Origin of the sequence: Limnoglobus roseus (assembly GCF_008254045.1) — a bacterium.
GTDB lineage: Bacteria > Planctomycetota > Planctomycetia > Gemmatales > Gemmataceae > Limnoglobus > Limnoglobus roseus.
Genome location: NZ_CP042425.1, coordinates 4,409,795 through 4,431,563, shown reverse-complemented (window position 1 = coordinate 4,431,563; position 21,769 = coordinate 4,409,795). Strand labels below are relative to the sequence as shown.

General features: G+C 68.1%; 18 protein-coding genes. 7 read left to right on the top strand and 11 right to left on the bottom strand.

Annotated elements, in window-relative coordinates; translation table 11 throughout:
- Window positions 1–17: 17 nt before the first annotated feature.
- The 5 genes from PX52LOC_RS18515 to PX52LOC_RS18495 all read right to left on the bottom strand — a co-directional run bounded on the left by PX52LOC_RS18515 (window position 18) and on the right by PX52LOC_RS18495 (window position 2,624).
- Entirely contained in the window at window positions 18–413 is a 396-nt protein-coding gene (locus PX52LOC_RS18515; protein ID WP_149111494.1) for a hypothetical protein, read from the bottom strand.
- A gap of 77 nt (window positions 414–490) precedes the next feature.
- Entirely contained in the window at window positions 491–1,195 is a 705-nt protein-coding gene (locus tag PX52LOC_RS18510; RefSeq protein WP_149111493.1) for a hypothetical protein, read from the bottom strand.
- Window positions 1,196–1,277: 82 nt separating this feature from the next.
- Window positions 1,278–1,541 carry a hypothetical protein gene (locus tag PX52LOC_RS18505; protein WP_149111492.1) on the bottom strand — a complete coding sequence of 88 codons (264 nt, stop codon included), beginning with the start codon at window positions 1,539–1,541 and terminating at the stop codon, window positions 1,278–1,280.
- A gap of 109 nt (window positions 1,542–1,650) precedes the next feature.
- Window positions 1,651–1,899: a dodecin family protein gene (locus tag PX52LOC_RS18500; protein WP_149111491.1), complete on the bottom strand. Its 249-nt coding sequence runs from the start codon at window positions 1,897–1,899 to the stop codon at window positions 1,651–1,653.
- A gap of 71 nt (window positions 1,900–1,970) precedes the next feature.
- Window positions 1,971–2,624, bottom strand: a complete 654-nt coding sequence (locus PX52LOC_RS18495; protein ID WP_149111490.1) for a BON domain-containing protein — start codon at window positions 2,622–2,624, stop codon at window positions 1,971–1,973.
- 466 nt (window positions 2,625–3,090) lie between these two features.
- Between PX52LOC_RS18495 and PX52LOC_RS18490 the strand changes: the two genes are divergently transcribed.
- The 7 genes from PX52LOC_RS18490 (at window position 3,091) to PX52LOC_RS18460 (ending at window position 11,622) form a co-directional block, all read left to right on the top strand.
- Window positions 3,091–3,540, top strand: coding sequence for a four-helix bundle copper-binding protein (locus PX52LOC_RS18490; protein ID WP_149111489.1), 450 nt, complete (start codon window positions 3,091–3,093; stop codon window positions 3,538–3,540).
- 312 nt (window positions 3,541–3,852) lie between these two features.
- Window positions 3,853–4,194, top strand: coding sequence for a cupin domain-containing protein (locus PX52LOC_RS18485; RefSeq protein WP_149111488.1), 342 nt, complete (start codon window positions 3,853–3,855; stop codon window positions 4,192–4,194).
- A 149-nt stretch (window positions 4,195–4,343) separates the two neighbouring features.
- Window positions 4,344–6,299: a PAS domain-containing sensor histidine kinase gene (locus PX52LOC_RS18480; protein ID WP_149111487.1), complete on the top strand. Its 1,956-nt coding sequence runs from the start codon at window positions 4,344–4,346 to the stop codon at window positions 6,297–6,299.
- Window positions 6,292–6,942: a response regulator transcription factor gene (locus tag PX52LOC_RS18475; RefSeq protein WP_149111486.1), complete on the top strand. Its 651-nt coding sequence runs from the start codon at window positions 6,292–6,294 to the stop codon at window positions 6,940–6,942. The genes PX52LOC_RS18480 and PX52LOC_RS18475 overlap by 8 nt, the downstream gene beginning before the upstream one ends.
- Before the next feature lie 197 nt (window positions 6,943–7,139).
- Window positions 7,140–7,598, top strand: coding sequence for a response regulator (locus PX52LOC_RS18470; RefSeq protein WP_149111485.1), 459 nt, complete (start codon window positions 7,140–7,142; stop codon window positions 7,596–7,598).
- Between the two features lie 364 nt (window positions 7,599–7,962).
- Window positions 7,963–10,758: a cation-translocating P-type ATPase gene (locus PX52LOC_RS18465; protein ID WP_149111484.1), complete on the top strand. Its 2,796-nt coding sequence runs from the start codon at window positions 7,963–7,965 to the stop codon at window positions 10,756–10,758.
- 138 nt (window positions 10,759–10,896) lie between these two features.
- A complete protein-coding gene (locus PX52LOC_RS18460; protein ID WP_149111483.1) occupies window positions 10,897–11,622 on the top strand; it encodes an endonuclease/exonuclease/phosphatase family protein in 726 nt (241 codons plus the stop codon).
- Here PX52LOC_RS18460 and PX52LOC_RS18455 read toward each other — a convergent pair.
- The 6 genes from PX52LOC_RS18455 to mgtA all read right to left on the bottom strand — a co-directional run bounded on the left by PX52LOC_RS18455 (window position 11,519) and on the right by mgtA (window position 21,540).
- On the bottom strand, window positions 11,519–13,966 hold the full coding sequence (locus PX52LOC_RS18455; protein ID WP_149111482.1) for an HAD-IC family P-type ATPase: 2,448 nt from the start codon (window positions 13,964–13,966) through the stop codon (window positions 11,519–11,521). The genes PX52LOC_RS18460 and PX52LOC_RS18455 overlap by 104 nt on opposite strands.
- 18 nt (window positions 13,967–13,984) lie before the next feature.
- On the bottom strand, window positions 13,985–15,397 hold the full coding sequence (locus PX52LOC_RS18450; protein ID WP_149111481.1) for a phospholipase D-like domain-containing protein: 1,413 nt from the start codon (window positions 15,395–15,397) through the stop codon (window positions 13,985–13,987).
- Window positions 15,398–15,516: 119 nt separating this feature from the next.
- Window positions 15,517–16,413, bottom strand: coding sequence for a CHAD domain-containing protein (locus PX52LOC_RS18445; RefSeq protein ID WP_168219084.1), 897 nt, complete (start codon window positions 16,411–16,413; stop codon window positions 15,517–15,519).
- Window positions 16,414–16,652: 239 nt separating this feature from the next.
- Entirely contained in the window at window positions 16,653–18,173 is a 1,521-nt protein-coding gene (locus tag PX52LOC_RS18440) for an RNB domain-containing ribonuclease (protein WP_149111479.1), read from the bottom strand.
- Between the two features lie 36 nt (window positions 18,174–18,209).
- Entirely contained in the window at window positions 18,210–18,848 is a 639-nt protein-coding gene (locus PX52LOC_RS18435; protein WP_149111478.1) for a flavin reductase family protein, read from the bottom strand.
- A 76-nt stretch (window positions 18,849–18,924) separates the two neighbouring features.
- Entirely contained in the window at window positions 18,925–21,540 is a 2,616-nt protein-coding gene (gene mgtA / locus PX52LOC_RS18430) for a magnesium-translocating P-type ATPase (protein ID WP_246173756.1), read from the bottom strand.
- Between the last annotated feature and the right edge of the window lie 229 nt (window positions 21,541–21,769).

Here is a 21,769-nt window from a genome sequence, read left to right as displayed (position 1 = left end):
ATCAATCGGTGTCCATGCTAAGCACGTCCGTCTCGCACCTGCGATGTGTATTTGACAATTTCATCAGGGAACAGTTGCCGCCACAAGATCCATTGACTCACTCCCACTACGGCAACGATACAGGCCACGGCTGCGCCCGAAGTAAGCGCATTCAACTCCGCAATTGCGAGAATGCAGAGTGATACAGCCGCGAGCAAAACGAGCATTATTTCCAAAGCTATTGTCCACGTCATATCCAAATCGCGTCCCGCGAACGAGCGCAACTTCACCCGTCCGGGGTTAGTCTTGTCTCGGTCACCCGCTTGAGCAGGCGTTGGGCCGGTGGGCGTACGAGCGTGGTGAGGCTTTCTCTTGGCGGATTGTTCCGCCGGACTCATGGCGTCGTATTTTTCCTCGCTCCAGTTCGTTGTCATAATTCTTCCCCCTGAAAATCAGAATCCTGCCCGCGTCCCCGGCACTCCAGCGTTTGCCCGAAGTGTTTCCTTCGATGCTAGACGCCCGCTGGCGCGAAGAACTCACGCGCACGTGCCAGTAACTGGTCGTCGGTTAGATGGTGTGCGTCAACCGCGGCCGTGCCGATTACGCGCTCGGCCACGTCACGGTGGTTTTCACGCAAGTCGGTCACCAGTTCGTCCAGGGCGCTGCTCGCCCCGGTGCCGCTGCCGAACAGCACGATCCGGTCGGCCCCCCGAAGGGTGGCTGCGACGGCCTCGTAGTAACTCTTTCGCTCCGGCCGTCGCTTGCCGTCCGTCTCCTCATTGCGGGACCGCAGGTGCCGTCCGTAGCCGTGCGGGTCGTACGGCGCGAGGTGCTCTGGAACAGTTCCGTGCAATAAGGTGCGGTACACCTTCGCTTCCTGGTGATCGATGACGACGAGGAGGTCGGAGGCGGCAGTGGCGGGAGGCTGGGCAGCAGGAACGCCCGACTGTTCGAGGAAGCGGCGGAGAGCCAGGACGTCCTCGACCGAGGTGACGTTCTTGTGCTTGGGATCGTGCAAAATTGTTTCGTGTCCGTTCCGCGTCACCCGTAGAGAACCGTTCGACCCTTCAGTCACTTCCGCAAGAGCGTCGAGCAGCGACCGTACGTCGTGCCACTCCAAGTTGTGGGCGGCCGGGTGGCGGAAGATCGCTTCGTAAGTACGTTCGTGCCGTCCGTTCAAGTGAGCGGGAATCTCGGTCCGGGTTTGAGTCGTCATAGCGCAGCCCCTTGGAATAAGCTTCGATGCCCCGCGGTCGTGACTCGACCGATGGCCGAACCACGACCGCGGGTCGGTGGCACTACGCCTTGGGCGCTGCTGCCGGGATGTGTTTGCCCGACTCGACGGCCGTCGCCACCGTCTTGTCGCTCTTGTGGGTGGTCACCCGGACGTCCGTTCCGGCCTTCAGGTCGGCGGCTTTGCCCGCCTTCCCGTCACACGTCACTTTCGCGTCCTTGGCGAACGTGTGGCAGTGCTCCTTGCCCTCGCCACACGTCGTCGTCAGCTTGTCACCGGCCACGCTCACAACCTTGCCGTCGTGCGTCGTCGCGGAATTCTTCGTCATGACAGTCTCCAGGATCGGATAGATCGGTTTCGGACTTGGGTGGTCGCGAGCGACCACCATGACAACCCGCCCCTTACAAAGCGGGCTGTCACGGGCGGTATGGTGGCGTTCACTGCTCGCCGCGGTCGGGTTCGATGGCGTAGGTCACCTTGGCCTCGATGCGGTACTGCACAATTCGGCCCTCCCGGACGATGGCGGTGCTGCGGAGCACGTCCAGCCCGGTGATGTTCTTGTGCTTCGCGGACTCCCGCTTCACGAGTCGCTCGGCGGCGTCCTCCCAGCCGTACTTCGACTCACCGACCAGCTCGATGAAGCGGATCGTGGCCAGGGGCGCGGGGTGTTTCGTTGCCTCGGACATCGCTCGAGTTCCTGGCGTAAGGACAAGGGTGCTGAGGAGGGTCAGCGAATTCCTTCGCTGACTGGCGGCCGTCACGTGTACGAGACGGCGATGTCGTTCGTCACGCTGTTGACGCCGGGGGCATTCCACGCCGCCGACCGGGCCTGGTCCTTTTCGTTCCACGACCGGACGTTGCCGGACAGCGTCACCGCGCCGCCGTCGGCCGTCACTTTCACCGTCCCGGCGTCGATCTCGGCGTTCCGCACGAACGCCTTCGTGATCGCGTCCTTGACGGCGGTCGGCTTGGCCGACGGTTTGAGGGTGATTTCGTTGATCACGCCCGTCACGCCGGGCATGAAGCAGACGGCGTCGTGGGCCGCGGTCCGCTGGTATTCCCAGTCCGCGGTGCCCTTGAGTGTGACCAACCCCTGGGCGACGGTCGCCTGGACGCCGCCCGGCACCCAGACGTGCCACTTGAGTGCGGTGACCGCGGCGTCGGCGATCTCCGTGTCGTTCTTGACGTGGAAGCCGAACGGCTTGATCGCGATCTCCTGGGCGAGGCCCTTGACGCCCTCGACCCGCTGGGCGGCCCGCTCCGCCGCCCACTTCTCGGCGTAGGACGCGACCGTGCCGGTCAGTGTCACCACCCCGTCCTTGGCCGTCACCCCGACCGAGGCCGCCGTGGTGCTCGGCTCCCACTTGATCTCGTCCATGACGTCCTTCTGCAACTGCGTGTCGGTCTTCATCTGGAGTTCCTCTCGGTCGAAATCGGGTTGTCATACCGGACACAGATCCGGTTCTGCTTGCCGACCGTAACAGTATCCCGGATCGCAGGAGTGAAGGTGACGGGGGTTTGTGCTGCGGGTGTCGCGGTAAGTGGAAAAATGGCGTCAGGGAATGAGCCAGTCGTCAGCCGAACTCGTGCCATTGAGAGTCGCGGATTACATCCCCTTTCGAGGCTTCGTGCGTGCGGAACGGCACGCGGAGAAGTGTTTTCCGGTATCGCCCGAAAGGGCCTTCAGCTACGTTCGGGATCGCCGGCAGACCGGGGATTCCCCGTCAACGGAGGTATCTTTTGCCCATTCTCGTTACGTCATCTCCTGTCATCGCATCGCCGCCAAGGTGTGAGAATAGCGGTCATCCAGGATGCGAGGCGCGATTCGTGGCTCGGTCGGCTGGTGTTACTATCAACTCCCTTGGCAGGAGCATCCCATGACTCGTCTGTACGCACTTGCGGCGTTCGCCGTCCTGTCCTCCGCGATCGGGTGGACGGCCCTCGCGTCCCGCGCCGCCGACAAGCCGGCCGCCGGCCACGAGAAGCACTACGACGCGTGCGCGAAGGAGTGCGCCAACTGTCAGTTGCAGTGCGACGCCTGCTTCAAGTTCTGCTTCACGAAGGTGGGCGACGGCCAGAAGGAGCATGCCCGGCCGGCGCAACTCTGCACCGACTGCGCCGATTGCTGTAAGCTGTGCGCGACCATCTGTGCCCGCCAGAGTTCGTTCTGCCCAGGGGCGTGCGAGTTCTGCGCGAAGTGCTGCGACGACTGCGCCGCCGCGTGCGAGAAGGGGGCCGACGCGCCCGAGATGAAAGCGTGTGCCGAGTCGTGCAAGAAGTGTGCGGCCTCGTGCCGTGAAATGGCCAAGATGATTGTCTCCAAATAGTTGACGAGATGTCCGAGGTACCATGGCTCGGCTGGCGGGACGTGCCGCTCGGCGGAGCCTTTGGCAGTCTCGACCGATCCTCGACAGCCGCCGGGCGGCAGACAAGAGTGGCGGACCCCGCCCGAGCCAATGAACAAACTCATCCAACAGGCAAATGCCGTGTGCCGGTCGTCACCCCCGTCGGAAGACGACGGCGTCGACGAGGCCAGCAAAGAGTCCTTCCCGGCAAGCGATCCGCCGGGTCGGACGGTCGTCACCGGCACCGGCGAGCCCCGCCGGTCGATCCCGAAGCAAGTACCCAGGAGCCTTCCCGTGGCCATCCCGCACGCACGATCCGGTGACGTCATCGACGTCCGGCCCCTCCGAGGGGAACTGGCACAAGCGGTCACCCGCACGCTGGTAAAAACCGACGGCCTGGAGGTCATGCGTTTCGTCGTGCCGGCGGGAAAGGAGTGGCCGCGCCACCAGGTCGCGGGGCCAGTCACGGTTCAGTGCCTGGAAGGCCGGGTTGCGTTCACGGCCGGTGGCACCACCCGAGAACTGACCGCCGGCCAGATGCTCTATCTCGCCGGAGGCGAGCTTCATTCCCTCCGCGGCGTCGAGGACGCTTCCGTTCTCGTAACACTGGTTCTCCACCCGGAACGGGCGCATTGACCCACGCCCGGGTCGCACGGGCCCGCCCCTCGATAGAATAACACCACCGGGCTTCGCGCTCGTCTCGCCGCAGAGCCTTTCGACTTTAGGGGCATACCGTGACTGCCGGTTGAGACGACGCGTGGGGCTGCTCGGGAGATCTGCCGCCGATGCAACCACTTCAGGACCTCCGCCCGTCGTCCGAAAATTGGCTCCGGGTCGCCCTCGCCGACATCGGCATGGCCACGATCCGGACCGACACCCACGGCCTTGTCCTGGAGTTGAACACGGTCGCCGAGGCCATTACCGGCTGGCGGCACGAAGAGGCCGTGGGCCGGCCGCTCGCGGGCGTCTTCCGGATCGAGGACGAGAAGACCCGACGGCCGGTCCCGGACGCGGTCGCTCGGGTGGTCGACACCGGAGAAGCCGACGGCCTGTCCGACCACACCGTTCTCATCGCCCGGGACGGGCGGGAACGGCGGATCGACCACGGCGTGGGTCCGGTCCGCGACGCCACCGGGTCCGTCGATGGGGCCATATTATTTTTCTGCGACGTCAGCGAGCGTCAGCGGATCATGCAGGGGGTCGAGGACGCGCGGGCATTCGCCGAGGGGATCGTCCAGACGGTCCGCGAACCCCTCGTGATCCTCGACGCGGGACTGCGGGTGTGGACCGCGAACCACTCGTTCTACCAGACATTCCGCGTAGCCTCGCCGGAAACCGAGGGTCAATCCCTCTTCGCCCTCGGCGACGGCGAGTGGGACATTCCCGAGCTGCGCGATCTGCTCGAACAGGTTCTGCCGCGGGACAGTCACTTCGACGACTTTGAGGTCGACCACGACTTCCGGGTTCTGGGCCGCCGGCTGATGATCCTCAACGCCCGCCGACTACCCCCGGCCGGGGGGCGGCCGGCGCTCATCCTGCTCGCCATCGAGGACGCGACCGAGCGGCGGCGGGCGGTCGAGTCTCTGGCCCTGTCCGAAACCCGATACCGCCGGCTCTTCGAGACCGCCCAAGACGGCATCCTGCTCGTGGACCCGGACACCCGGCGGATCTTCGACGCCAACCCATTCCTTACCGACATGCTCGGGTACGCCCGGGACGAACTGGTCGGCCGGGAGTTGTGGGAGATCGGGCTGTTCCGCGACATCGAGTCGAGCAAGGAGGCGTTCCGCACCCTCCAGGGGGTCGGGTACATTCGCTACGACGACCTTCCCCTGCGGACGCACGACGACCGCGGCATCGAGGTCGAGTTCGTCAGCAACGTGTACGCCGTCGGCGACACCAAGGTCATCCAGTGCAACATCCGGGACGTGACCGACCGCAAGCGGGCCCAGGACGCCCTCCGGGTCGCCCACGCCGGGCTGGAAGTCCGGGTCGAGGAGCGGACGATCGAACTGGCCAGCACGAACGGGAAGCTCACGACGGAGATCGGCCGGCGGGAGGTCGCAGAAGCGGACCGCCGGGACCTGCAACAGCAACTGACGACGGTCCAGGAGGACGAGCGGCGGCGGATCGCCCGGGAGTTGCACGACGAGTTGGGCCAGTACCTGACCGCCCTCGGCCTTGGGTTAAAACTCGTTAAGGACGCCACCCCCGACCCGTCGGCGGAGCGGGACCGGTTGCTCGGGTTGCAGTCGCTAACCGACCGCATCGGCCGCCAGGTCCACCACCTGGCCCTCGAACTGCGGCCGACGGCGCTCGACGACCTGGGCCTCCACGCGGCCTTGGCCAATTACGCCGAAGGGTGGTCGGAGCGGGCGGGCGTTGAGGTCGATTTCCAGGGGCCGGGGCCGGACGCCCCCCGCCTCCCGCCCCCGATCGAGACGGCGCTGTACCGGGTTATTCAGGAGGCTCTGACGAACGTGCTCAAGCACGCCGCCGCCCTCCGGGTCAGCGTCGTCCTCCGCCGGTCGGCGGGCCAGGCGACGGCCCTGATCGAGGACGACGGGCGGGGGTTCGACGCCGACTCGGTCGCCCCCCACCGGCTGGGCGTCCTCGGCATGCGGGAGCGTGCGGAATTGGTGGGGGGAACCTTGACGGTCGAATCCTCCCGCGGCCGGGGCACGACCGTCATCGCCCGCATCCCGCTCCCGAGTGAGGAAGGACGGAACGCCGATGGCTAAGCAGCGGATCTTTCTCGTGGACGACCACGCGGTCGTCCGCGAGGGTCTAAAAGCCTTGATCAACTCCCAGCCGGGGATGACCGTCGTCGGTGAGGCGGCCGACGGTCTCCCCGCCTGCGAGCAGGTGGTCGTGCTGCGGCCGGACGTGGTGGTCATGGACGTGTCGATGCCCGGCATGACCGGCTCCCAGGCGACCAAGCGGATGCGGCAGGAGTGCCCGACCGCCCGGGTGCTGGCCCTGACCGTACACGAGGACAAGGGGTACATCCGGCAGCTCTTGGCGGCCGGGGCGGCCGGGTACGTGCTCAAGCGGGCGGCCCCCGAGGATCTCATCCACGCCATCCGGGTGGTCGCGGGCGGCGGCGTCTACCTGGACCCGAGCATGGCCGGCAAGGTGGTGGGCGGGTTCGTCGGCCAGCCGACGAACGGCGGCGTGGCGAACGGCGAGTTGAGCGATCGGGAGGCCGAGGTCGCCCTATCGACCGCCGCCGGGTACAGCAACAAGGAGATCGCCGCCAAACTCGAACTGAGCATCAAGACGGTCGAGACGTACCGGGCGAGGGCGATGGAGAAGCTCGGCCTCCAGAGCCGGTCCGCCCTCGTCCGCTACGCCGTCCAGCAGGGCTGGCTTCAAGAAGGCTGACGACTCCGTGTCAGGCAACTCTCCCCGAATCCGGGCATTGTCCGACACGCCTTTTCCCAATTCCCCCAACACTTCTGTCCTGTTACCTGTCGGCCCGTCCCAGTCCTGGTCGCATAATTGGCGTCAAAGGCAATTTCACGTCCGTCCGTCTCGTAACAGCCGCGAGTTCCGACCCACCGGGGTCGTCGGGAATTTACATGGACGTTCTACGACCTCACGTGTTGGTGGTGGACGACTCACCCGACGCGGCCGACAGCATGGCCGATCTCTGCACACTCTGGGGATACGACGCGGCCCCGCGGTATAGCGGGGCCGCCGCACTCGCAGCCGTCAGGGTCCGCCGGCCGGCCGTCGTGCTGCTCGACATCGGCATGGCCCCAATGGACGGGTTCGCGTTCACCGCCCACTTCCGGCAACTCGGGGGGTGCGGAGGTACGCCCGTCGTCGTCATCAGCGGCCACACGTCAGCGATCCACCAGGCGCGTGGCCGAGAACTCGGCATCCGCCATTACATTTTCAAGCCCGCCGAGCCAGTCCTGTTACGGGCGTTGCTGGAGCAGCTAATCATGGAGCCGCAGTCGATGTGGTCCCGAAATGACGACCAGCGTAGGGGGGCACAACGCATCCCGGAACCGGTCGGCAGTCGAGAAACGTGACCTCGGACCGCACCGGTAATTCAGACATCTGAACATGGCCTGATGGCCATGTAGAGTGAGCGTATCATGAGGCCGACTATTCTGTGCCGGTCAGCGAATACTAAGCAGGGCTGAAATGAATGCCGAAAGTCCGGTCAATCCCGGCTAGGCGAACCAATATCGTGACCGCCTTCACCGTTGTCGTTTGCGAGAAGCTCGCTTGGAGCGATTCCCGAACGCTCAAGGCTGACGGAAAGACGTAAGCGGTATGAGATAGGCGTGGACCAAGCTCGGGCGAGTAGCATGAGGGTTTCATCCTTCGAGCCGTTTCGGCCGTTCAACAACGCTGCCAGCTCAGCCGAAAAATCCCGTGAGGACTAACGGCATGACGAACGGCCCGCACGCCGAACTTGCGAGCGATCACCTCGCCACTGCCGGTGAACAGGAACGGCACTGGCACACGCTGCCGGTCGAAGAGGTCGCCGGAACTCTGAAGACCAACCTTTCGAGCGGCCTGAGCAATGCCGAGGCGGTCCGGCGGCGGGCGCGACACGGCGCGAACACACTGACCCACTCGAAGGGGCGGTCCGCCCTCTCGATCCTCGCGAGCCAGTTCAACAGCCTCATCGTCGGCCTCCTCGCCGTGGCGACCGGAGTCGCGTTCGCACTCGGGGATAACATCGAGGCGGTCGCCGTCTTGGTCGTCCTCGTCCTGAACGCGGTCGTCGGGTTCCTGACCGAGTGGAGCGCCGAGCAGTCGCTCACCGCGTTGCAGCGGCAGGCGGTGCCGACGGCCCGCGTCACCCGAGGTGGCATGGACCGCGAAATTCCCGCTGCCGAGTTGGTGCCCGGCGACATCGTCCTTCTCGCCGCCGGGTCGCGGGTGCCCGCCGACGGGCGAGTCGTCGAGTGCGTTCGCCTACAAGTGGCAGAGGCCGCGCTGACCGGAGAATCGCTCCCGGTCGGGAAGTCTGTCGAACCTGTGCTGGATGACGTCGCCCCGCTCGGCGACCGGCTGGACATGGCGTACCTCGGCACGGCGGTGACGGACGGCCGCGGCCGGCTCCTCGTGACGGCCACTGGTATGCGGACGGAGGTCGGCCGGATCGGGGCGCTGATCGACGAGGCCGGCGGCCGCGACACCCCGCTCGAACGCAAGCTGGCGCAACTCGGGCACGCCCTGATCGGAGTCGTCCTGGTACTCTGTGCGGTGATCGTCCTCGCGGGCTGGCTGCGGGGCAACGACTTCGTTTCCATGCTCAAGATCGGCATCTCGCTCGCCATCGCGGCCGTGCCCGAGGGCCTGCCCGCCGTCGCCACCATGACGCTGGCCCTCGGCATGCAGCGGATGGCCCGCATGGGTGCCCTCGTCCGCCGCCTGCCCGCCGTCGAGACACTCGGCTCGACTACAGTTATTTGCACGGACAAGACCGGCACCCTTACCCGGGACGAGATGACCGTTTGCGCCCTCCAACTCGGGGATCGCCGGATCGACGTGTCGGGCGCCGGCTTCGCCCTGGCGGGTGAGTTCCGCGAGAACGGCCGTGCCCTCGACGTCCACGCCGATCAGCACCTGGCGCTCGCCCTGCGGGTCGGCGTGCTCTGTTCCGACGCGACTCTCGACCGGGCCGGCGGTTCGGCCGCCGTCCTCGGCGACCCGACGGAAGGGGCACTGCTCGTCGCCGCCGTCAAGGCCAGGATGGGAAAGGACGACCTGGAGCGGGAGTCGCCCCGGGTCGGCGAGGTGCCGTTCAGCAGTGAGTCGAAGCGGATGGTGACCGTGCACTGCTCGCCGGGCGGCCCGGCCGTCGCCTACGTCAAAGGCGGTCCGAGTGTCGTCGCCGAAGCCAGCACCGGGTTGTTCACCTGCGAGGGCGTCCGACCGATGACCCCCGAAGGCCGGGAGCGGGTGCTTGCGGCCAACGAGAAGCTCGCCGGCCAGGCGTTCCGCGTTCTCGCCCTGGCGTTCAAAGACCTGCCGGCGGGCTACCGCGATGAAGACCTCACCGGCGGGCTGGTATTCGTCGGCCTGGTCGGCATGATCGATCCGCTGCGGGAAGAAGCCAAGGCCGCCATCGAGAGGTGCCGGCGGGCCGGCATCCGCACCGTTATGATTACCGGCGACCAGGAGGCGACGGCCGCCGAGATCGGCCGGCAACTCGGCCTGGACCGCGACCCGCAAGGGCGACCGCTCCGGACCGCCCACGGCCGTGAGTTGGCCGGCCTGGACGACGAAGGCTGGCGAACGGCCGCCGCAGGCGTGGGCGTGTTCGCCCGCGTCTCCCCGGAGCACAAGTTGCGAATCGTCAAAGCCCTCCAGGCGGGAGGCGAAGTGGTGGCGATGACCGGGGACGGGGTGAACGACGCCCCCGCGCTCAAGCAGGCCGACATCGGCATTGCGATGGGCGTCAAGGGGACGGACGTGGCGAAAGAAGCGGCGGCCATGGTCATCACCGACGATAACTTCGCCACGATCGTCGGGGCCGTCGAGCAGGGGCGGGTCATCTACTCCAACATTCTGCGGTTCGTTCACTACCTCTTCTCCTGCAACCTCGCCGAAATTCTGGTGGTGTTCGCTTCTCTCATGGTCGGCTGGCCCCTCCCGCTCGGAGCCTTGCAGATCTTGTGGCTGAACATGGTCACCGACGTGTTCCCGGCGATGGCGTTGGCCCTGGAGCCGTCGAACCCCGACGCAATGAAGCGGCCGCCCCGAAACCCGCGGGAGCCGCTCATGACTGCGTCGTTCATCGGGTTGATCGGCTGGCAGGGAATGTTGCTGACCGGGGTCACGCTTCTCGCGTACTTCGTCGGCATGCGGTGGTACGGCGCGGAGGGGTCGGGCCATCGGCACGCGTCGACACTGGCCTTCATGACGCTGGCCCTCGTCCAGGTGTTCCACGCCTTCAACGCCCGATCTCAGCGGCATTCGGCGTTCACCGCCCGGCTGTTCACGAACGGTTGGCTCTGGGCGGCCGTGGCGGGCTGCCTCCTCCTGCAGGTGGCGGCGGTCTACACGCCGTTCCTGCAATCCGTGCTGCACACCGTCCCCCTCACCGCCGCCGACTGGGGGCTGGTGATGACCTGCTCTCTGGCCCCGGTCGGGGTTGTGGAACTGGTCAAGTTCGGTCGGCTCGCGTCCCCTCCCGCCGCCGTGACCGGCCGCGACCCCATCATCCCCTGATGCTCACATTGAAGGATGGGAGTGAATGCGGCGGCCTGGACCAATCGACCCGCTTGCTGTTGACAACCGGCGAGCGTTCATCGAAGTATGATCGCTACGAACTCGCGGATCGAGCCGCCCCCTTTCCGATGACCCTCCATGCGGCTGCTCAGCTACAACATCCACAAGGGCATCGGCGGGCGGGACCGGCGGTACGACTTGGACCGCGTGGTGCGGGTCGTCGAGCACGTCAACCCGGACGTTCTCTGCCTGCAGGAGGTGACGCGGCACGCCCGCCGCACGCGGGGCGACGACCAGCCGCAGTTGCTCCGCGACGCCGTCGCGGCCGCCGACTCGGCCTTCCAGCTGAACCACCACTACCGCCGCGGCGGGTACGGCAACTTGATTCTGTCGCGGTGGCCGATCCTCCGGCGGCACCACGTCTCGCTGCGGTGCGGGTGGCGGAAGGCCCGCGGCGGACAACTGGTCGTCGTCGACACGCCGGAAGGCCTCCTGCATCTCGCGCACTGGCACCTCGGGCTGACCGAGGGCGAACGCCGCTGGCAGGTCGAGCGCCTGCTCGGCCACGCCCTGTTCCGCGAGTCCGCGGGCCTGCCGACGATGGTCGTCGGGGACTGCAACGACTGGCGGAACCGCCTTGCCGCCGGGCCGCTCGCCTCGCAGGGCTTCCAGCACATTACCGCGCCGCCGTCGCGGTTCCGCACGTTCCCGGCCTTCCTGCCGGCGCTCAGCCTCGACAAGGCGTTCCACCGCGGGCTGTTCATCCGCGAGGCGGCGGTCGTCCGGACGCCCCTGGCCCACCGTGCGTCGGACCACCTTCCGCTGGTGATCGACTTCCACCTCCGAAACCCCCACCAAGATTGAACGCGGCCGAAACGACCACGGATGCCCCCGCCGCCAAGACCACGGCCAGCCACTGGCCGCCGGTCAACGGCGCGAGGGCGAAGAAGTACGCGGCCGGCGGGACGGCCGCCGCCGCGACGATGCCACCCACGCCGAAGGCCGCCCACGCGATCAGCCGCCGGTCGCCGGCCGTGGCGACGACCGCGTTGCCGACGCCGGCGAGGATCAGCGTCGTCAGCAAGAGCGTACGGGCCGTTTCCGCGTCGTGGCCCAGCGTGAGGAGCGACCCGAGGTAAACGGCCAGGCCGGCGGCGCTCGTCGCCGCGCCGGCCGTCAGCACGAAGCGGCCGACGTCGGCGTAGAAGTTCGGGCCGCCGGTTCGGCCCGTCGCCCGGCCGGCGAGGATGATCGCGGCCGGCCCGCCGATGGTCAAGGCGTTCAGGAGCGTGACTTGCTGCGGCAGGTACGGGAACGGCAGCCCGCAGACGCCGACCGCCACGAGGATCAGGGCCACCGTGTAGACGTTCTTCAGCAGGAACAACTTCGCCGCGAGGCGGACGTTCTGGACCACCCGCCGCCCTTCCGCCAGGGCCGCGGGCAGGACGGCGAAATCGTTCGACTCCAGCACCAGCCCGGCCACGGCCTTCGCCGCTTGACTGCCCGCCCCCATCGCCACGCCGAAGTCGGCCCGCTTGATCGGCAGCACGTCGTTCACCCCGTCCCCGATCATGCCGACCCGGTGCCCGGCCTGCTGGAGGGCGGCGACGAGGGCCACCTTCTGCTCCGGCGACACCCGGCCGAAGAGGTCGCACCGCTCGGCCAGTGCGACGCGGTCGGCGGCATTCGCCCACTCGTCGCCCGTCACGATGGACTGCTCACCGAAGGCGGCCCCGAGCGCCCGGACGGTGGCCCGCACGGTCTCCGGGTGGTCGCCGGACACGACCTTGAGGCGGATGCCCTGGGCGGCCAACCCCGCCAATACGTCCGCCACTCGCGGCCGCAACTCGTCCCGCAGGGCGACGACGGCTAACGGGCGAAGGGGAATGTCGGGCAACCGACCCTGGAATCCTTCGGGGCCGGCGTGCCCGTCCGCGAACGCGAGCAGGCGCAGCCCGGTCGGGAGCAGTTCCCGCCAGGCGGCTTCGACGGCGGCCCGACCCGATTCCGGGAGGCGGGGGGCGAGGACTTCGAAACTGCCGAGCACGAACAGCCGCGGCTCGCCCGTCCCGTTCGCGACGATCGCGCTACAGCGGTTGTGGGACTGGAACGGCAACTGGTCGCGGACGTCGATGTGTTCCGCCTCGGCCGCCAGTGCTTCGCGAAGGGCTTGGATGCTCTTGTTCAGCCCGTCCGCGCTCGTTGCGGCAAACCCGCCCAGCCACCGCCGCACCGCGGCCTCGGGTTCGGCGAACGCCACGACGCGGTCGAGCGTCTGCCGGCCCGTGGTCAGGGTTCCGGTCTTGTCGGCGCAAATCACGTCCACGGCGGCCAGCCCCTCGACGGCCGCCAACTGCTGGACGACGGCCCCCCGCCGGCCGAGCCGCGTCGCCGCGAGGACGAACACGAGCGTGGCGAGCAGCACCAATCCTTGCGGCACCATCGACGTGATCGTGGCCGCGACCATCGACACCAGGTCGGCCGCCGGGAAGCCGCGGACGAGGTGCAGCAGCACGTACCCCAGGCACAGGCCGACCGCCACAACCGTCAGCCCGCGCACCAGGCGGTCGAGGGTCGCCTGCGTCGGCCCGGGGGCGTGCCGGTACTGCCGCGCCGCGGCGGCCACCCGGTGGGCGAACGCCGCGGCCCCCACTTGCTCGGCCCGGTACGCCCCGCCGCCCGCGACGCAAACGCTCCCGGACTTGACCGGGTCGCCGACCGCCTTCGGAACCGGGTCCGACTCGCCGGTGAGGAGGGCCTCGTCCAGTTCGAGAAAATCGGCCGCGACGACAGCCCCGTCGGCCACCACCGTGTCGCCGGCGGCGAGCAGCACGACGTCGTCCGCGACGACGTGGCCTGACGGCAGGGGCACGTCCGTGCCGCCCCGCCGGACGCGGACCCGCGCCTCGCCGAGCACGCTCAGGCGGTCGAGGTGCCGCTTCGCCCGGAGTTCGTGGGCCAGCCCGAGCGCCCCGTTCGCCACCGCCATCGCGCCGACGGCCCACGCCGCCCGATAGTCCGCCAGCAGGAACAGGCCGACCGCCGCCGGCACGACCAGCGCGTTGTACAGCGTGAGCGTGTTCCGCCGGGCGATGTCGGCGTAGGCCCGCCAGCCGTCGCGGGGCGGCCGGTTGACCCGCCCGGCCGCGACCCGCTCGGCCACTTCGGTCGGGGACAGCCCGTCGGGTTGTGCCGGGGGACGGCTCATTCGGTTCGCCTTCTCGGGCTACAGGTACGGCGTTGCAAGTCGGGCGACGCCGTCGCGGAGGCGGAAGAACAGGTTCCGCCGGTTCAACTCGGCGGTCGTCAGTGGGCGGCCGCGGGCGATCTTGGCCGCCGCCATCGCGGCCAACTCGCCGACCAGTTCCGCGTCGTAACACTCCACGTTGAGCTCGAAGTTCAGCCGCAGACTGCGGGCGTCCCAGTTGGCCGAGCCGATCAGGCACCACGCGTCGTCCACGACGAGCAACTTCGTGTGGTCGAACGGCAACGGCGTCAGCCACACCCGGCCGCCGTGGCCGATCAAGTCCCCGACCTGGCCCAGCATCGCCCAGTGGACGAGCCGCAGGTTGTTGTGTTCCGGCACGACGACGTCCACCGCGACGCCCCGCAGGGCCGCCACGCCCAGCGCCGACAACAGGCCGCCTTCCGGCACGAAGTACGGCGTGACGATCCGCACCGACCGCCGGGCGCTGGCGATCGCGCCGAGGAGCGCGAGCCGGAGCGTGTCCCGGTCATCATCCGGCCCGCTGGCGATGCCCCGCGCCTCGGCCCGGCCGGCCGGCGACAGGTCGGGGAACCAGGCGGCCCCGTCCAGTTGCTCGCCGGTGGCGAACTGCCAGTCGTCGGCGAAGACCGCCCGCACGTCGGCCAGGACCGGGCCGTCGATGCGGAAGTGACAGTCGGCGATCGGGAAGCGGGGGTGAGTGCGGGCGTCGTGGCCGTCGCGGATGTTCATCCCGCCGGTGAAGCCGGCGATGCCGTCGATCACCAGAATCTTGCGGTGGTTGCGGAGTTGAGCGTAAGCGAACCGCCAGGGGAGGAAGGACGGCATGAACCGGGCCACGGGGACGCCGGCGGCTCGCAACCGGCCGACGACGGACGGGAAGGAGTACCGCGACCCGATGTCGTCCACGAGCACCCGCACGGCCACCCCGCGGTTCACGGTCGCGGCCAGCGCGGCCACGAACGCGTGGCCGGTGGCGTCGTTGCCGAAGATGTAGGTCGAGAGGCCGACTGACCGCTCGGCCCCGGCGATCGCGGCCAGCATCGCGGCGTAAGCCGCCTCGCCGCTCGGCAGAGGTTGAATCCGGCTGTGCCCCGAGACGGGTCGACCCGTCACCTCGCCCACCAGTCGGCGCAGGCCGGGGCTTCCACCCGCCTCGGCGGCCACAAGGGTGAGCCGCTCGGGGTGACGGTTCCGGCGCAACCGGCGGGCCTTCCGCCGAATGCGTTTGATGCCGAAAAGGGTGTAGAGCGCGATCCCGGCGACCGGGACGAGCCAGATGAGGCCGACCCAGCCGAGGGCCGCCCGGTTGTCGCGCTTGTACAGGACGGCGTGTGCGGTCGCCCACAAGTCGGCCGCCAGCAGCACGCCGCTCGTCACATACGGCCAGTACGACGCGAACACGTCCGCCATCGGCCTTCCGATCTGCCTCCGGGCACACCTGGGGAACGTCGTCCGCCCCGCGGCCGGCACATGCCGCGCCGAGGGTTCCATCCTGATCGCGTGGGAAAGGCGATGGCGGGAGAAATCCGTTACGAGCTGGGCTCCCTTTCGTGCCGTCGATTTCCAGGCCGGGGCGGCTTGGCAAACAGAGCCTCGAAGCCGGCCCGCATCTCTCGAAGCATCGACGGGCCAGACTTTTCCCAGAAGTCCTTCCGCGACAGCCGGAGTTGGGCCTCTTCGGCGTCCTCCATCTGCCGCCACTGGGCCTTTTCTTCCGTTAACTGTTCTTCGTCGAACTTGGCCCGGAGGCGTGCCGCCGCCGTGGCCCGGTCGTTAATCTCCCCCAACCGGTCCTGTAGCCTCTCCAGTGTCGGGTACAGTGCCGTGCGGAACGACTCGGGGAACGCCCCGGCAAGGACTTCCATCTCGTACCGCAGTCGCTTGCCGCGGACGCGGAGCGGGTGGAGGGCGGCGTCATCCCCCGGGCGGGTCGGGATGGCGGCGAAGTACCGCTCGCCTTCCGAGCGGAGGCGGGCGTAGGCCCACGGCCCGAACCGACTGTCCCGTCTTGCCCGTTTTCCCCGCCGTCGGGCCTTGACGCGACTCAGCAGTTGATCAACCCGGCGGGAGAGCCGGCCGCCCCGCGAGAGCCGCTTGTGAACTTTCACGATCGCCCGCTGCGCCGCGGCCCGTTCGGCCCGTAGGTTCGTGACCCACTCGTCCCCGGGGGCGTGGGGCCGGCCCAACAGCACGTCGCAGTCCCGGGCCTGGTCGGCGGCCCGGCGCACCGTGCGGAGTTGCTTCAGCAACCAGGCGCGGCGGCGGCGGGGCAGTTCGCCCTTGAAGAGGCGAAGGGCGGCCGCGGCCCGTCTCGCCCAGACGCGGAGTTGGTGGACGTGTTCAACGTCCTCGCCGGTCCGGTCGGCCGCCAGCGGCAGGTAGTGGAGGACCGCCTTGAACCGGCCGCGGAGCGCACGCTCCGCCACGTCCGCAGTCCTGTCGGCGGGGGAAACGCCCTCGACCCACTTTTCACTCGGTGTGTGACCCACGGGTCTCCCAACGCTTCTGCCCCGCCGCGGGCCTGGGGGATGTATCGGGCGTGGGGCTGGCACCGGGGAGCGGATGACGAGCCCTCCCCACCAGGCGGGCTTCGATCCCGGTGGCCCGGATCAACTCAATCCAGGCCTGGACGTCTGCCATCGCTCCCGTTGCTACCCGCACCAAATCATCGGACTGTTGCGTCATCACTAATCCGCCGTTGTTCAACCCGTTTGGTATCCTGTTCCCACCGCGCGAAATCGATGAAGCCGCGTTCGACGTTCAGGCCCGTCAGCCGGACCTTGAGTTGGTCGCCCACGTCGAGCCACTGATACCCGGCCAGCAGCCGGCCCTCGACGGGGGGCGTCAGGACCCGAACCCAGGTTCCTTTTTCGGACGCCCCGGTCACCAGCGCGTCGAAGACCTCCCCGACCCGCCCGGACAAGAACAGGGCCGCGGCGGACTTCCGCACTTGCCGCTCCACCTTCCGGGCCGCGTCTTCTTGCACCGTGCAGTGCGTCGCCAGCGCCGCGAGTTCGGTCGGCGCGTACGGCGACGGAACGCCCGCCAGGGCGGCTTTCAGCAGCCGCTGCGTAATCAGGTCGGGGAAGCGGCGGTTGGGCGCGGTGGACTGGCTGTACTCCCGCACGGCCAAGCCGAAGTGCCCGGCCGGCTCCTCCCCGGGGAGTTGCACGGCGTACTCACCGGCGCCGAGTAACTTGACGACGGTCAGCGACAGGTCCGGGAACCGCAGCGCGTCCGCCAACCGGCGGCGCGTCAGAAACGCGGCCAGGGCTTTGGAATCCGGGGCGACTGGGAGGTGATCTGCGAACCCCGCGGCCACCGCCCGGATGCGGTCCCACCGCTCGGGCGTCCGAACGACCCGCCGGAACGCCGGCCGGCCTTGTTTCTGGAGGAACTGGGCGGACACCCCGTTGGCCGCGATCATGAAATCGGCGATCAAATCCTGGGCGCGGTTCTGCCGGTCCTGGCGGAGGTCGACGACCCGCCCGTCCTGCATCACCGCCTCCGGCGCGATCGTTTCGAGGTCCAAAGCGCCGTGCGCGTCGCGGACCGACTTCATGATTCCCGCGATCCGATCTTGCAACCGCAGTTGCTCGTCCAGCCCTGCTGTCTTCGCGACTTTTTCCGGCACCGGCCCACTTCCGGCGAGCCACGCGGCCACGCTCCGGTACGCGAGTTGGGCGCGACTGCGGACGACGGCCCGGTACACCGCGGACTCGGGAACGGACCCGTCCGCCGCGACCACGAGTTCGATGACGAGGGCGAGTCGGTCCGCGCCCTCGTTGAGCGAAGTCAAGTCGGTCGAGAGGCGTTCCGGCAGCATGGGAAAGACTTGCGCGGCCGTGTACACGGACGTCGTGTTCTTTCGAGCGTGGCCGTCGATCGGCGTGAGGGGTTTGACGACCGCGTCGACGTCCGCGACGGCGACGAGGAGTTTGACACGGCCGTCGGCGAGGGGTTCGGCCACGGTGAGTTGGTCCAGGTCGCGCGACGTGTCGTTGTCGATCGAGCACCACAGGAGCGTCCGAAGGTCTCGAACGGCCGGGTCCGGTTCGTGGGCGGCCGCCGGGATGCCGGCCAGTTGGCGGATCGCGTCCGGCGGGAAGTCGGGTTCGAGTCCCCGCTCCCGCATGGCCCGGTGTGCTATCGCACGCAGATCGTTCGTGTCGGTCTTCTCGGTCATACGAATTGCCTCCTCGGCGGCTTGGCCTATTGCCGGTCATTGATTCGCCTGGAGCCACTCGGCGTAGGTCGTCCGCGGCACGCGGAAGAATGCGTCCCGCGTGCGGACGTAACCGCCCAGGCCGTTCATCCGGCCGATTGCGTGAAGTTCTTCGGCCCGGACGTACGGGCCGGCCGGGTCGATGAATTCGTCGTTTACGTGAATGGCGACGACCTGGCCCAGGATGACCCGCGAGTTCCCGATCTCGATCGTCGCGGTCTCGCGGCACTCCAGACTCGCCGGGGCGGCCGCGATCCGCGGCACGGACACGACGGCCGACGGGGCGGTCTTCAGGCCCGCGATGTCCAGCTCGTTCACGCCGGGCGGGAAGTCGATGGCGGTCGTAACCATCGCCTCGGCCAAGGCCTCGTTCACGACGTTGATGACGAACTCGCGCGTGTTGCGAATGTTCTGCGCGGTGTCCTTGCCGACGACGCCGGGACCGGGCCGGTTGCCGACGCCGACGGCAACAATCGGCGGATCGACGCCGACGTAGTTGTACGCGCTGAACGGAGCGGCGTTGAGTTTCCCCGACAGGTCCGTGCTGGTGATCCACGCGATCGGCCGCGGCGCGACCAGGCCGATCAGCAAGTTGTAGGTCTGATGGGCGGTGACCTTGGCAAGATCGAACAACATCGCAGGTTCTCCATTACGAATCGGTCGAGGGCCGAGCCACACGCCGACGGGCGGCCGGAAGCCGGCGGTTCCAACACTATTCCGCCGTCCAACCTTTCCGAAAGAGCCACGACTTGACGACCTGGGTCAGTGCGACGTACCCGAGCAGAATGCCGGCGAGCAGCGGCCAGAACAGCAACGGCAGTGGGCGGAAGCCGAGGTACGGGCCGACCGGCGAGAACGGCAGGGACGCGCCGACGAGCATTACCGCGAGAGTGGTCGCCAGCAGCGGCCAGCTCGCCCGGCTTTGCAGGAACGGGATGCGGTTCGTGCGGATGACGTGGATGATGAGCGTCTGCGTCAGCAGCGATTCGACGAACCAAGCCGTCTGGAACAGCGACGCGTTCGCCGGGTCCCAGCAGCCGAAGGCGTAGAGCATGACGAAGAACGTGACGTAGTCGAACACGGAGCTGCACGGGCCGATGAACAGGATGTACCGGGTGATCGCCCGCATCGACCACGGCCGCGGCTTGGCGATCTGTTCGGGATCCACGTCGTCGGTCGGGATGGCCACCTGCGAGAAGTCGTAGAGCAGGTTGTTGGTCAAAATCTGAATCGGGGCCATCGGCACGAACGGCAGGAAGATGCTGCCGCCGAGGACGCTGAACATGTTGCCGAAGTTGGAACTCGCCCCCATGCGGACGTACTTGACGATGTTGGCGAACACCTTCCGCCCCTCGCGGACGCCCTCCTCTAGAACGAGCAGGTTCTTCTCCAGGAGAATGACGTCCGCCGACTCCTTCGCGATGTCGACGGCGGTATCGACCGACACGCCGACGTCCGCCGCCCGGAGGCCGGGGGCGTCGTTGATCCCGTCGCCCATAAACCCGACGACGTGCCCGGCCGCCCGCAGGCTCTGGATCACCCGCTGCTTGTGGGCCGGGGACAGGCGGGCGAAGAGCGTCGCCTTCGCGGCGGCGGCCGTCAACTCGGCGTCGGACATCGCCTCGACCTGCCCGCCCAGCAGTGTCGCGTCGGTGGCGATGCCGACCTCGCCGCAAATCTTCCGGCTGACCAACTCGTTGTCGCCCGTCAGCACCTTGACCGCGACGCCGATCCGCTGCAGCGCGGCGATGGCCTCGCGGGCCGAGTCCTTCGGCGGGTCGAGGAACGCGACGTACCCGCGGAGCGTCAGCCCCTGCTCGTCGTCCTTCGCGTAGACCGATTTGGGGTCGCAGTCGCGGTACGCCACGGCGAGGACCCGAAACCCGTCGGCGCTGAGGCGGTCGAACTCGCGCTTCAGCTCGCCGCGGATCGTCTCGTTGACGGGGTGCGCCTGCCCGTCGAGTTCGTAGGTCGTGCAGTGCGGGTAGAGTGCCTCGGGCGCGCCCTTGCAGATCAGCCGGTGCCGGCCGTCCGGCTTCTTCACGACGACCGACATCATCCGCCGGGAGAAGTCGAACGGGATTTCGTCGACTTTGGCATACCCTTCAAACGACGGGTGCGCGTGAATTTCCGTGTGCGTGAGGACGGCCCGGTCCATCAGGTTCCGCAGGCCGGTCTGGAAGTGGCTGTTCAGATACGCGAGCGTCAGCACGTCGTCGTCCTGCTTCAATTTGACGTCGCAGTACCGTTCCAGGATGATGCGGTCCTGGGTCAGCGTCCCGGTCTTGTCGGTGCACAGTACGTCCATCGCCCCGAGGTTCTGGATCGCGTTCAGCCGCTTGACGATCACCTTCTTGCGGGACATCACCATCGCGCCCTTCGACAGGCACACGGCGACGATCATCGGCAGCATCTCCGGCGTCATGCCCACCGCCACCGCCGTCGCGAAGAAGAACGCCTCGCCCCAATTCCCTTTGGTTAGTCCGTTGATGACGAACACGAGCGGCACCATGACGGCCATGAACCGGATCATCAGCCACGTGAACCGCGTCATCCCCCGGTCGAAGCTGCTCGCCTGCTGCGGCCCGACGAGGACAGACGAGATGCCGCCGAGGACGGTGGTCAGCCCGGTCGCCACGACGACGGCCGTGGCCGTGCCGCTTTCGACGCTGGTGCCCAGGTAGCAGACGTTGGCGAACTCCAGCGGCGAGCGGTCCCCGGCCGGCTCGCGGGCCGGGAACTTCTCGACCGGGAACGCCTCCCCGGTCAGGCTCCCCTGCACGACGAACAGGTCCTTGCACGCGAGCAGCCGCACGTCGGCCGGGATCATGTCCCCGGCGGCCAACTCGACCACGTCGCCGGGGACCAGGTTCGACACCGGCCGCTCTTGCGACCGGCCGTCGCGAAGGACGGTCGCGTGAACACTGATCATCGCCCGCAACGCGGCGGCGGCGGTGTCGGCGCGGGCCTCCTGTACGAACCGCACGATGACGCCCAAGGCCACCATCACCAGCACGACGGACCCCGCCCGCACGTCGCCGGTCGCGAACGACGACGCGGCGAGGGCGACGAGGAGGATCACGAGCGGGTTGACGAGTGCCCGGCGGAGAAGGCGGAGGAGCGGGTGCCGGTGGTCCGCCGCGACGACGTTCGGTCCGTACTGGCGCAACCGCAACTCGGCCTCGGCCGCCGCGAGGCCCCGCGTCGTCGTGTTCAGCGTCTGCACCACTGCATCGCTCTCACTCCGTGCCGCCTCGATCAGTCGCGGCGACACCCGGACGGCCGACGCCGGATCGGGCGGCCCGTGCGGGACTGTTTTGGGCAGCACAGGTCCTGGTGCGGCGGGAGCATTCACGAGGGGTTGCTCCACTTCCGCTTGCGAGGTTAGGATCGAAAGCTTGTCATCGCATACATCCCGCCATGATAGCCCCCACTCGTTGCGGTCGAGCGGCAATCCAAAACTGTGCCGATATTCCTGTCGATGGAAGTCGGTATTCGTACCGCAAGGCGTCCGGGTCCAGGCGCCTTCCACACCGGGTAGACTCCGAGGGCGACGC